Source organism: Luteibacter sp. NPDC031894, assembly GCF_050273135.1.
Taxonomy (GTDB): Bacteria; Pseudomonadota; Gammaproteobacteria; order Xanthomonadales; family Rhodanobacteraceae; genus Luteibacter.
Genome location: NZ_JBNNMV010000005.1, coordinates 66,314 through 78,883, shown reverse-complemented (window position 1 = coordinate 78,883; position 12,570 = coordinate 66,314). Strand labels below are relative to the sequence as shown.

Below are 12,570 nucleotides of genomic sequence, written 5' to 3'. Positions count from 1 at the left end.
GTCGCCCCATCTCCGAGGGGTGACGGCGCGCACGTTACCGCGCGGCGAGGCGCTCCAGCACCGACGTCGTCGCCCGGGCACGGTTGATCGTATAGAAGTGCAGGCCGGGCGCACCGCCGTCCAACAGGCGGCGGCACAGGTCCGCCACCACGTCGGCACCGAGTTCGCGCACGGCGGCAGCGTCGTCCCCGTGCGCCTGCATGCGCTTCACGATCCAGCGCGGGATCTCCGCACCGCACTGTTCGGAGAAGCGTCGCAACTGGCTGAAATTGGCGATCGGCATGATGCCGGGGACGATCGGCACGCGGACCCCGAGCTTCGCCACATCGTCGACGAAGCGGAAGTAGGCGTCCGGGTTGAAGAAGTATTGCGTGATGGCGCCATTGGCGCCCGCGTCCACCTTGGCCTTGAAGTGGCGCAGGTCGACGAGCGCGTTCTCCGCCTGCGGATGCGTCTCGGGGTACGCGGCGACCTCGATATGGAAGTGGTCGCCACTGTGCTCGCGAATGAAGGCGACCAGTTCCGACGCGTAACGGAAGTCGCCCGGCGTGGCCATGCCCGAGGGGAGGTCGCCGCGAAGGGCGACGATGCGCCGGCAGCCGGAGTCCTTGTAGGTATCGAGGAGGGCGGCGATCTCGGCGCGCGTGCCACCCATGCACGACAGGTGCGGCGCCACGGAAAGGCCGTGGTCGGCCCGCAGGCGCCGCACGGTTTCGTCGGTATAGCTGAGCGTGGAGCCGCCCGCGCCGAAGGTGACGGACACGTACTCCGGTGCGTGACCCTTGAGCCGGCCGACGGCGGCATCGAGCTGTTCGCGCTGCTCGTCGGTCTTGGGCGGGAAGAACTCGAAGCTGATGGCGGGCATGGGCGCTCTCGTCTGGACGCCCGCAGTATAGATATCTTTCCATCCAGATGGAAAGATGGCTGTGCATCCCGACATGAAAAAGGCGCCACCAGGGCGCCTTTTTCGTTCGCGGACCAGCGATCAATAACGGTAGTGGTCAGCCTTGTACGGACCTTCCACCGGCACGCCGATGTAGTCCGCCTGTTCCTTGGTCAGCACGGTGAGCTTCACGCCGATCTGCTCGAGGTGCAGGCGGGCGACTTCCTCGTCGAGCTTCTTCGGCAGACGGTAGACCGTCTTCTCGTACGTGTCCTTGTTCGTCCACAGGTCGATCTGCGCAAGCGTCTGGTTCGAGAAGCTGTTCGACATCACGAAGCTCGGATGGCCATGGGCGCAGCCGAGGTTCACCAGGCGCCCTTCCGCGAGCATGTAGATGCTGCGGCCCGAAGCGAAGGTGTAGCGGTCGACCTGCGGCTTGATGGTCTCGCGGGTGACGTCCTTCGCCGCGTTGAGGCGGTCGATCTGGATCTCGTTGTCGAAGTGGCCGATGTTGCAGACCAGGGCGTTGTTCTTCATCGCCGCCATGTGCTCGAGCGTGATGATGTCCTTGTTGCCCGTGGTGGTGACGTAGATGTCGCCAGTGCCGAGGGTTTCCTCAATCGTGGTGACCTGGAAGCCTTCCATCGCGGCCTGCAGGGCGTTGATCGGATCGATTTCGGTCACGATGACGCGCGCGCCGAAGCCCTTCAGCGAGTGCGCGCAACCCTTGCCCACGTCGCCGTAACCGCAGACCACGGCGACCTTGCCGGCGACCATCAGGTCGGTCGCGCGCTTGATGCCGTCGGCCAGCGACTCGCGGCAACCGTAGAGGTTGTCGAACTTGCTCTTGGTGACCGAGTCGTTGACGTTGATGGCCGGCACCAGCAGCTTGCCGGCTTCGGCGAGCTGGTAGAGACGATGCACGCCGGTGGTGGTTTCCTCGGACACGCCCTTCCATTCCGCGGCGATCTTCTTGAACCAGCCCGGACGCGCGGCGGCGGTCTTCTTGACCAGGTCCTTGATGACCTGCTCTTCGTGATTGCCGCTCGGGGTGTTGACCCAGTCGCTGCCGTCTTCGAGCTCGACGCCCTTATGGATGAAGAGCGTGGCGTCGCCGCCGTCGTCGACGATCAGCTGCGGACCGAGCTCGCCCGGGTGGGTGAGCATGTCCAGGGTGCACTCCCAGTATTCCTCCAGCGACTCGCCCTTCCAGGCGAACACCGGCAGGCCGCCGGCGGCCAGTGCGGCGGCGACGTCGTCCTGGGTCGAGAAGATGTTGCACGAAGCCCAGCGCACGGAAGCGCCCAGTTCGCGGAGGGTCTCCGCGAGCACGGCGGTTTCCTTGGTGACGTGCAGCGAGCCGGAGAGGCGCACGCCCTTGAGCGGCTGCTCCTTGGCGTAGCGCGCGCGGATCTGCATGAGGCCCGGCATTTCCTCTTCCGCCATGCGGATGCGGCGGCGGCCGAGGTCGGCCTGCGAGATATCGCGGACCTTGAAATCAGTGAAAGATGTGTCTTTGGTGACGGCGTTCATCTGGCGTAGCTCCGGAAATTCACGGGGGCGCCGTTCGGTGGGACGCCGCGCCGAGCCTGGCCTATGGGTGATCCCATGGTCGCAGCGCCCCTCGGCGGGCAAAACGGTCCGATCATTATATCGCGGAATCCGGATGCACGGATGAATCACCCTCGTGCGGTACTCTCGTGGCTCCCCCTCGCCGAGAGAACCCGATGGAAGCCGCACGAGACCCCGAATTCCTGCCCCACGACGGTCCCCTGCGCGAGGACGTGCGCCGCCTTGGGGCGCTGGTCGGCCAGATGCTGGCGGAGCAGGGCGGCCAGGGCTTCTTCGAGCGGGTGGAGCACGTGCGTACCGCGGCGATCCATCGGCGCCGCAGCGGCGCGTCGGTGGATGCCCTGGCGGATTCCCTGACCGGCCTGGACGCGGCCGACGCCGAGGCGCTGGCGCGCGCCTTCGCCACGTACTTCCAGGCGGTGAACACCGCCGAGCGCGTGCACCGGATCCGCCGCCGCCGCGATTACCAGCGCGAGGGCGGGGCGCCGCAGCCGGAATCCCTGGCCGCCGTGCTCGCCCGGCTGAAGGAGGAAGGCGTGGACCGGGACGAGCTGGGTCGCCTGCTCGGGCAGCTCGACGTGGAACCCGTGTTCACCGCCCACCCGACCGAAGCCGTGCGCCGTTCGCTGCTCGAAAAGGAGCAGGAGATCGTCCGCGCGCTGGTCGACGAGTTCGACCCGAGCCGCACGCCGCAGGAGCGCCGCGACGACGACGCGCGCATCCTCATGGCGTTGTCGGCCGGCTGGCAGACCGCCGAGGCGTCGCCGGTGCGTCCGAGCGTGCAGGACGAGTTCGACCACGTGGGTTTCTACATCGCGCAACCGATCTACCGCGTGTTGCCCGCGTTGTACGAAGCGCTGCAGCAGGCGCTCGCCGACACCTTCGGCGAAGGCATCGCGATTCCGCGCCTCCTTCGTTTCGCCACCTGGGTGGGCGGCGACATGGACGGCAATCCCAACGTCAACGCCGAGACCATCGCGGCGACCCTCTCCGCCCAGCGTTCGCTCGTCCTGGAGCGATACATGGAGGACGTGGGCGCGCTGGGTCGCCTGCTCAGCCAGACGGAGGATCGCGTGGAGCTCGACGATGCGCTGCGCCAGCGCATCGTCGCGTACCGCGAACGTTTTCCCGAGGCCGTGGCGCGCATCCGGCCGCGGCATGCGGACATGCCTTATCGCGGTTTCCTCACCCTCGTCGCCGAACGCCTGGACGCCACCCTTCGCGATCATGATGGCCGCTACGCCTGCGCCGATGAATTCATCGACGATATCGTCCTCGTCGAGGACAGCCTGCTGGCGCATGGCGGGCGGCACGCGGGTGCGTACGCCGTGGGGCGGTTGCTCTGGCGCGCGCGTACGTTTGGTTTCCACCTCGCGCGCCTGGATGTTCGCCAGGACGCACGCGTCCACGACGAAGCGCTGGGTGCGCTGCTCGACGATGGCGAGTGGGCGAACCGCGATGCCGCGTCGCGGGCCGGCACCCTTCGCCCCTACGCGTCCGGGGAGCGCAGCTTCGACGCGGGCACCGGCAACGAGGCCGCGACGATGCTGCGCGACGTGTTCGCCACGCTCGCCGATTCGCGCAAGCGCTACGGGCACGAGGCAACGGGCCTCTACATCATCAGCATGGCGGAATCGGCGGCGGATGTGCTTGCCGTGCTGGCGCTCGCTCGCCACGGCGGCCTGTTGCACGACGGTGGCGTCCCCCTGGATGTCGCTCCGCTTTTCGAGACAATCGACGACCTCGCGGGCGGCGCGGAAACCCTGCGCACGCTGCTCGACGATCCCGTCTATCGAGCTCACCTAAAGGCGCGCGGCGACCGTCAGTGGGTGATGCTCGGCTATTCCGACAGCGGCAAGGACGGCGGCACGGTCGCGTCGAAGTGGAGCTTGCAGCGAGCCCAGGTGGAACTGCTCGAGGTGGCCGCGGAAGCAGGCATCCGCGTGGCGTTCTTCCACGGCCGCGGCGGCTCGGCCAGTCGAGGCGGTTCCCGCATCACGCCGGCCTTGATGGCGTCGCCGCGCGGATCCGTCGGCGGCGTGCTGCGCGTGACGGAACAGGGCGAGGTCATCCACCGGAAGTACGGTATCCGTGCGCTCGCGGTGCGCAACCTCGAACAGACGCTGGGCGCGGTGATGCGTGCTTCGCTGCGGCCGCGCGACAGCGAGGCACGCGAGCAGGCATGGAAAGAGACGATGGCGCGGCTCTCGGACGAGAGCCGCAAGGCGTATCGCGCTTTCGTCGATACCGAGGGCTTCGTCGACTACTTCCGTGGGGCGACGCCCATCGACGTCATCGAACGTATGACGCTCGGCTCACGACCCGCACGTCGGCGCAGCATGAAGGGGGTCGAAGACCTTCGTGCGATTCCGTGGGTCTTCTCGTGGACGCAGTGCCGCGCGGTCCTTACCGGTTGGTATGGGCTAGGCGCGGCGCTGGATGCCGTCGCCAAGGATTGCGGGGAGCAGACACTCGTGAACATGGCGCGGGACTGGCCGTTCTTCTCCACGATGCTCGACGATGTCGAGATGGTGCTTGCCAAGGCCGACATCGATATCGCCGAGGCCTTCTCCCGGCTCGCCGGGCCGTTGCACGACCGCTTCTTCCCGATGCTGCGTGACGAGTTCGAGCGGACGGTGCGTTGGGTGTTGAAGTTGAAGGGGGCGAGGGAACTGCTGGCGGGCGATCCGCGGCTGGCGACGTCGATTCGCCTGCGGAATCCGTACGTCGATCCGATGAGCCTGCTGCAGGTCGATTTGCTGCGCCGCTGGCGCGCGACCGGCGGCAAGGACGATGCCCTGCTCGCTGCGTTGGTCGCTTGCGTGAATGGCGTGTCGCAGGGGTTGCAGAATACCGGCTAGCGTTTCGCCGCTTCAGCGGCGAAGGGTGCTCGCGATCAGCCTTCCAGCTCTTCCCAGCGCGCGAATGCCGTTTCCAGTTCCGCCTGCACCTTCGCCAGTTCCTCGTTGCCGCGTGTGATCGTCGCGGCGTCCTGCTGGAAATAGCCCGGTGCGTTCATCGCTTCGGTGCGCCTGGCGATCTCGGCTTCCAGCTGTTCCAGTTTGGCGGGTAGCAGTTCGAGTTCGCGCTGTTCCTTGAAGGAAAGCTTCTTCTTCGGCGCGGCGGGCGCGGACGCCACGGGGGCCGAGGCGGAGGCATTTTTCGCTGGTGCCTGCTTCGCGGGCTGCGCCACGGGCTTCTGTCTCAGCCAGTCGCTGTAGCCGCCGATGTATTCGCCCACGACGCCGTCGCCTTCCAGCACCAGGGTGCTGGTCACGACGTTATCGATGAAGTCGCGATCGTGCGAGACCAGCAGCAGCGTGCCGGTGTACTCGTTGAGCAGCTCCTCGAGGAGCTCCAGCGTCTCGACGTCGAGGTCGTTGGTCGGCTCGTCCATGACGAGCAGGTTGGACGGTTGGGCGAACAGCTTCGCCAGCAGCAGGCGATTGCGCTCGCCGCCGGAGAGGCGCGTGATCGGCGCGCGGGCGCGCTCGGGCGAGAACAGGAAATCCTGCAGGTAGCCGATGATGTGCTTCCGCTGGCCGTTCAGTTCGATGTACTCGCGGCCTTCGGCCACGTTGTCCAACGCGTTCAGCCGGTCGTCGAGCACGGAACGGTGCTGGTCGAAATACGCGACCTCGAGCCCGGTGCCCAGCGTGACCTCGCCTTCCTGCGGCTTCAGTTCGCCGAGCAGGATCTTCAGCAGGGTCGACTTGCCGGCGCCATTGGGTCCCATGATGCCGACCCGGTCGCCGCGCATGATGGTGGTCGACAAGTCGTGCAGCAGCGTACGACCGCCATACGCCTGGGTGACGTGCTTCGCCTCGATCACCTTGCGCCCCGACGACTGCGCCGTGGCCAGGGTGATGCGTGCGTTGCCGGATTGCTCGCGACGCTCCGACCGCTCGCGTCGCATCGCCTTCAGCGCGCGCACACGGCCCTCGTTGCGCGTCCGCCGCGCCTTGATGCCCTGGCGAATCCACACTTCTTCCTGGGCGAGCTTGCGGTCGAAATGCGCGTTCGCCTGGGCCTCGGCATGCAGGCGTTCCTCGCGGCGGCGCAGGTAGTTGTCGTAATCGCCTGGCCAGCTGGTGACCGCGCCGCGGTCGATCTCGACGATCCGCGTCGCCAGTGCGCGCAGGAAGCTGCGGTCATGGGTGATGAAGACGATGCTGCCGGCGAAGCCCTTGAGGAAGCCTTCCAGCCAGGCGATCGCCTCGATGTCGAGGTGGTTGGTCGGTTCGTCGAGCAAGAGCAGGTTCGGGTCGCGCACCAGGGCCTGGCCGAGCAACACGCGGCGCTTCATGCCCCCGGACAGTTCGGAGAAATCCGTGTGTGCGGGCAGTTCCAGGCGTTCGATCACCTGCTGCACACGGGAGTCGAGGTCCCACGCGTTCTGCGCCTCGATCTGCGCCTGCACGTCGCCCAGGCCATCCATGTCGCCTTCGTCGAGCAGGTGGTGGTAGCGCGCGAGCAGGTGCCCGAGTTCGCCGAGGCCGTCGGCGACGACGTCGAAGACGCTGCCTGCCGTGTCCTGTGGGACTTCCTGGGTCAGCCGCGCGATACGGGTGCCGCCCTGCAGGCGGATCTCGCCGTCGTCAGGGTGCAGTTCGCCCGCGATGAGCTTCAGCAGCGTGGACTTGCCGGCACCGTTGCGCCCGACGATGCACACGCGCTCGCCGGTATCGAGGGAGAGGTCGACCTGTTCGAGCAGGAGCGGGCCGCCGACGCTGAAGTCGACGTTGAGCAGTTGGATAAGCGACATCCGCCCATTGTACCTGCTTGCCGGATGCCGCTTCCTGTAGGAGCCGCTATAGCGGCTCGTACAGGGGGTGCTATGCCGTGTCGACCCGATAGCGCGTGTGCTGGCGCCAGACCGTGCCGGGCCGCAGGATCGCCGACGCCGCGTCCGGTCCGTTCACCTGGTCCGGGAACGCCTGGGTTTCCAGGGCGAACCCCGCAAACGGGCCATAAACGTCTCCGTGCCGTCCCGGCTGACCGGTGAGTTTCTGGCCGCTGTAGAACTGCAGGCCCGGACGATCGCTCTCGACAGTGAGACGGCGGCCGCTGGAGGGCTCGGTGACGACGGCGACCACCCGCGGCTCGGCGCCCGCTTCCCCTAGGGGGACATAACAGTGATCGAAACCGCCGACGAGCCGGAGTTGCGGATCCGGCCAATGCAGGCGCGAGCCGATCGGTGCCGCCTCGCGGAAGTCGAAGGCGGTGCCCGCCACGTGCTGCCGCCCGATGGGTATCGCGCCCGCGTCGATGGCGAGGAAGGCCTCGGCCTCGATCCGGATCAGGTGGTCGCGGATGTCCGGCCGCCGGTCGTTGAGGTTGAAGTACGGATGCGCGGTGAGGCTCAGCGGCGTCGGGGCGTCGCTCGTGGCGGCATACCGGAGGTCCAGCGTGCCGTCGTCTTCGAGCCGCAGTTGAAGTTCGACGCGCACCTCGCCGGGGAAGCCCCCGTCGCCCTCCGGCGAGACGAGCCAGAGGAGGAGGTGGTCGCCCTCCGGTTCAACGTCCCAGCGCTGCCGGTGGAAACCGTCGTTGCCACCGTGCAGGTGATTGCCACCGTCGTTGCGATCGACCTTGTAATCGATGCCGTCGAGACGGAACCGGCCGCCGCGGATGCGATTGGCCCAACGACCGACGATGCCGCCCATGTATGCGTTGGAGTCCAGGTACTGCCGTGCGTCCGCATGGCCCAGCAGGACCTCGCCCAGGCGGCCCTGGCGGTCGGGTGTCTGCCAGGAGAGCAGGGTGCCGCCGAGGTCGCTGATCTCGACCTGCGCGCCACTCGCATTGCGCAACGTCCAACGATGCAACGGGCGGCCGTCGGGCATATGGCCCCAGGCAGTGGCTTGGGATACGGGCATGGAGCGTTCCGGACGGATGGCGATCACGTCGCCCCCGTCGTCCGATGGTTGTCGAGGTACTGGCGTGGGGTGCAATCGTACTCGCGCCGGAATACCGCATACATGTATTGCAAGGAGGTGAAACCGCAGCGCAGTGCAATGTCGGCGAGCGGCGTATCCGTATGCACGATCAGGTCGCATGCGGTGTCGAGCTTGTGCTTGAGGATCACCTGGTGCACGGTCTGCTTCAGCTCCCGCTTGAAGTGTTCCTCCAGCACGGTGCGCGACACGCCCACGTAGTCCGCGACCTGTTCCGTCTTGATGCCGAGGCAGCCGTACTGGCGGATGTAATGGCTGGCACGCATCACATGCGGGCTGCGCATCGGCTGGTAGCGACTCGACACCTGCACGTTGATGCCCACCGGTGGCACCAGCACGCGCGTGCCCGAACAATCCACGCCGCGAAGCATCTGGTGCAAGACGTGCGCCGCCGTGCGTCCCATTTCTTCCGCGCCCTGGATCACCGAGGTGAGGGGAATGCGGCTGAGCAGCTGGGCCATGGGATCGTTGTCGATGCCGACGATGGCGATCTGCTCGGGCACGGCGAGGTCGCCGATCACGCAGGCTTGCAGGAGCTGGCGCGCGCGGGCGTCGGTCGTGGCGATGATGCCGACGGGCTTGGGCAGGGCGGTCAGCCACGCGACGAGCTCCTCCACCGCCTCGCCCCATCCGCCGGCGCTGGTGGGCGAGCCTTGGTAGACCGTGGCTTCCACCGCTTCTTCTTCGACGATGGCAAGGAAGGCCTGCTCGCGCTCCTGTGCCCACCGGCTCCCGGGATGTGCCGGGAGGCCGTAGAAGGCGAAGCGGCCCAGGCCCTGCTCGATGAGGTGGTCGTAGGCGAGACGGACGAGGCGCGCGTTGTCGGTGGCGATATACGGGATGCCGGCCGGGTACGCCGACGAGTCATGGTACGAGCCACCCACCGCGACCACCGGTATGTGCAGGTCGCGCAACGCGTCGGGCGCTTCCGGATCGTCGAAGTCGGCGATGACGCCATCGCCCTTGAACTGGCGGATGTCGCGCATGCGGCTGCGGAAATCCTCTTCCATGAAGAGGTCCCATTCCACGCGCGTGCTGTTCAGGTAGTGACCGATGCCGGCGATCACCTGGCGGTCATACACCTTGTTGGCGTTGAACAGCAGGGCGATACGGTGCGGAGTCATGGTCTTCCGGGGACGACGGGCCGCTTCAAGCTAGCAGGGATCGCCACGACGTCAATGACGCAGCGCGGCATCGAAAAAGACCCGGCGCCCGCTGGAAATCGCAATTGCGCGGAACCGGTCCGGCTGGTCACGATCATTGGATTCCGCCGCCACCGTCGTTGAGGAAAGCCCTATGTCGTACTTTTCCGATATTCCCAAAATCCGTCACGAAGGTCCCGGCAGCGACAACCCGCTCGCGTTCCGTCACTACGACCCCGACAAGGTCGTCCTGGGCAAGCGCATGGCCGACCATCTGCGCCTGGCGACCTGCTACTGGCATACGTTCGTCTGGCCGGGCTCCGATGTGTTCGGTGCCGGCACGTTCGGACGGCCTTGGCAGCAGCCGGGGGACCCGATGGTCCGTGCGCGCGAGAAAACGGACGCGGCCTTCGACTTCTTCTCGCGGCTTGGCACGCCGTTCTACACCTTCCACGACACCGACGTGGCGCCGGAGGGTGCCGGTCTCGCGGATTACCAGAAGAATTTCGCGACGATGGTGGACGTCCTCGAGCAGAAGCAGGCGGACACCGGCATGCGACTGCTATGGGGTACAGCCAACCTGTTCAGCCATCCGCGTTACGCCGCCGGCGCGGCGACCAATCCGCAGCCGGAGGTGTTCGCCTATGCGGCGACGCAGGTGCGCCACGCCATGGAGGCGACGCATCGCCTCGGCGGTGCCAACTACGTGCTCTGGGGTGGCAGGGAAGGCTACGACACCCTGCTCAACACCGACCTCAAGCGCGAGCGCGACCAGCTGGGCCGCTTCTTCCAGATGGTGGTCGAGCACAAGCACGCCATCGGGTTCAAGGGCACCCTACTCATCGAGCCGAAGCCGCAGGAACCCACCAAGCACCAGTACGACTACGACGCTGCCACCGTCTATGGCTTCCTCAAGGAATTCGGCCTGGAGAACGAGGTGAAGACGAACCTCGAGGCCAACCACGCCACGCTCGCCGGGCATTCCTTCCACCACGAGGTGGCGACCTCGATCTCGCTGGGACTGTTCGGTTCGATCGACGCCAACCGCGGCGATCCCCAGAACGGGTGGGACACCGACCAGTTTCCGAACAGCGTGGAAGAGCTGACCCTGGTCACCTACGAGATCCTGAAAGCGGGCGGCTTCACGACCGGCGGATTCAACTTCGACACCAAGGTGCGCCGGCAGAGCAGCGCGCCGGAAGATCTCTTCCATGGCCATATCGGCGCGATCGACGCGCTGGCGCTCAGCCTCGAGCGCGCCGCCAAGATGATCGAACGGGATGCTCTGGCCGACTTCAAGGCGAAGCGTTATGCAGGGTGGGATGGCGGTTTCGGAAGCAAGATCCTGCAAGGCGGCTTCACTCTCGCCTCGCTTTCCGACGAAGCGCTCGCGCAGGATATCCATCCCGATCACGTTTCCGGCAGCCAGGAGTTGCTCGAGAACATCGTCAACCGCTATATCTACGGGTGAATGAGATACGACATGGATGCATCGGCGCGCCTGTACCTGGGCATCGACCTGGGCACATCTTCGGTGAAGGCGGTCGTCATGGACGAGGCCGGCACGGTGCGCGCCAGTGCGTCGAGCGGGCTCACCGTGTCCCACCCAAGGCCTCGCTGGTCGGAGCAGGACCCGGCGCACTGGTGGGCCGCGACGGAGTCGGCCGTGGCGAAAGTCCTCAAGGACGTGGACCCTCGCCGCATCGTGGCGACGGGTCTTTCGGGGCAGATGCACGGCGCCACGCTGCTCGACGCATCTGACACCGTCCTCCGTCCCGCCATCCTCTGGAACGACGGCCGCTCGGATGTCGAATGCGCCGAACTGGAACGCGTCCCCGGCTTCCGGGCCATCACGGGCAACCTCGCCATGCCCGGTTTCACGGCACCGAAGCTCGCCTGGGTGCGACGGCACGAGCCGGAGGTTTTCGCTCGCGTCGCGAAAGTACTGCTACCGAAGGATTACCTGCGGCTGCGGCTGACGGGCGAGTACATGACCGATGCCTCGGATGCCGCGGGCACCTTGTGGCTGGATGTGCAAAAGCGCGAGTGGAGCGACGCCATGCTGGCGGCCACCGGTCTCGACCGTTCGCACATGCCCCTCGTCTGCGAAGGCACGCAGCCTGCCGGACGCCTGCGTCGTGAGCTTGCCGAGCGCTGGGGCATGGACACCGTGCCCGTGGCGGCCGGAGGCGGCGACAACGCGGCGGGCGCGGTTGGCGTGGGCATCGTGCGCGGCGGGCAGGCCATGCTCTCCCTCGGTACGTCGGGCGTCTATTTCGCCGTCTCCGACGGTTTTCGCGCGAGTCCCGAGCAGGCCGTGCATGCGTTCTGCCACGCCGTGCCGGACACGTGGCACCTGATGTCGGTGATGCTCAATGCCGCCAGCTGCCTGGATTTCACCGCAAGGCTTACCGGGCAGGCGGACGTCCCCGCGCTGCTCACGGAAGCGGAGTCCCGGGGGCTGGAGACGCACGGCCCTCTTTTCCTCCCCTATCTCACGGGCGAGCGCACGCCGCATAACGACCCCCACGCCCGTGGCTCCTTCACGCAGTTGGGGCCCGACACCGATCGCGCCGACCTCGCCAACGCGACGCTGGAAGGCGTGGGCCTGGGTCTCCTGGACGGCTTGCTCGCCGTGGAATCCACGGGGCTCGTCGCCGACGAAATCACCGTCATCGGCGGCGGCTCGCGCAGCGCCTACTGGACGCAGATGCTCGCCGACATCCTCGGGAAGCGGCTCGTGCTGCGCAGCGGCGGCGACGTGGGCCCGGCGCTGGGCGCGGCCCGTCTGGGGCGCCTCGCCGCCGATCCGGGCGCGACGCTGGCGGAGGTCTGCCCGATGCCGCCGGTCACGGCCGCCTTCGAGCCCGATGCGGCGCGTCATGCTTATTTCCTGCAAACGCGCCACCCTCTGTTCCGCCGCTCGTACGAACAACTGAAGCCCCTGTATGCCGACGCCGTCGCCGGCGACGCTCTCGGCCCGTCCTTGAGGGCCGTGCCATGACCGTATGGAGAA

8 protein-coding genes and 1 riboswitch are annotated in these 12,570 nt (G+C 67.0%); of the genes, 3 read left to right on the top strand and 5 right to left on the bottom strand.

Annotated elements, in window-relative coordinates; all coding sequences use genetic code 11:
- Positions 1-34: 34 nt before the first annotated feature.
- Together metF and ahcY are read right to left on the bottom strand one after the other, a co-directional pair.
- Positions 35-865 (bottom strand): methylenetetrahydrofolate reductase [NAD(P)H], encoded by an 831-nt coding sequence (metF, locus tag ACQKIE_RS14000; protein WP_427460100.1) that lies wholly within the window; start codon positions 863-865, stop codon positions 35-37.
- 120 nt (positions 866-985) lie between these two features.
- Positions 986-2,416, bottom strand: a complete 1,431-nt coding sequence (ahcY, locus tag ACQKIE_RS13995; protein ID WP_427460098.1) for an adenosylhomocysteinase — start codon at positions 2,414-2,416, stop codon at positions 986-988.
- A gap of 18 nt (positions 2,417-2,434) precedes the next feature.
- A riboswitch (S-adenosyl-L-homocysteine riboswitch) is annotated at positions 2,435-2,515 on the bottom strand.
- Positions 2,516-2,610: 95 nt separating this feature from the next.
- On the opposite strand from ahcY, the gene ppc reads away from it, so the two are divergent.
- A complete protein-coding gene (gene ppc / locus ACQKIE_RS13990) occupies positions 2,611-5,316 on the top strand; it encodes a phosphoenolpyruvate carboxylase (protein ID WP_427460096.1) in 2,706 nt (901 codons plus the stop codon).
- Positions 5,317-5,351: 35 nt separating this feature from the next.
- Here ppc and ACQKIE_RS13985 read toward each other — a convergent pair whose 3' ends face one another.
- From ACQKIE_RS13985 to ACQKIE_RS13975, 3 genes are all read right to left on the bottom strand, one after another.
- Positions 5,352-7,220, bottom strand: coding sequence for an ATP-binding cassette domain-containing protein (locus ACQKIE_RS13985; protein ID WP_427460094.1), 1,869 nt, complete (start codon positions 7,218-7,220; stop codon positions 5,352-5,354).
- A gap of 70 nt (positions 7,221-7,290) precedes the next feature.
- On the bottom strand, positions 7,291-8,334 hold the full coding sequence (locus tag ACQKIE_RS13980; protein WP_427460092.1) for an aldose epimerase family protein: 1,044 nt from the start codon (positions 8,332-8,334) through the stop codon (positions 7,291-7,293).
- Positions 8,335-8,357: 23 nt separating this feature from the next.
- Complete coding sequence (locus ACQKIE_RS13975) at positions 8,358-9,536, bottom strand: XylR family transcriptional regulator (protein ID WP_427460090.1); 1,179 nt, start codon at positions 9,534-9,536, stop codon at positions 8,358-8,360.
- A 172-nt stretch (positions 9,537-9,708) separates the two neighbouring features.
- On the opposite strand from ACQKIE_RS13975, the gene xylA reads away from it, so the two are divergent.
- Together xylA and xylB are read left to right on the top strand one after the other, a co-directional pair.
- Complete coding sequence (xylA, locus tag ACQKIE_RS13970) at positions 9,709-11,025, top strand: xylose isomerase (protein ID WP_427460088.1); 1,317 nt, start codon at positions 9,709-9,711, stop codon at positions 11,023-11,025.
- Between the two features lie 12 nt (positions 11,026-11,037).
- Entirely contained in the window at positions 11,038-12,558 is a 1,521-nt protein-coding gene (xylB, locus tag ACQKIE_RS13965) for a xylulokinase (protein ID WP_427460086.1), read from the top strand.
- Positions 12,559-12,570 lie beyond the last annotated feature (12 nt).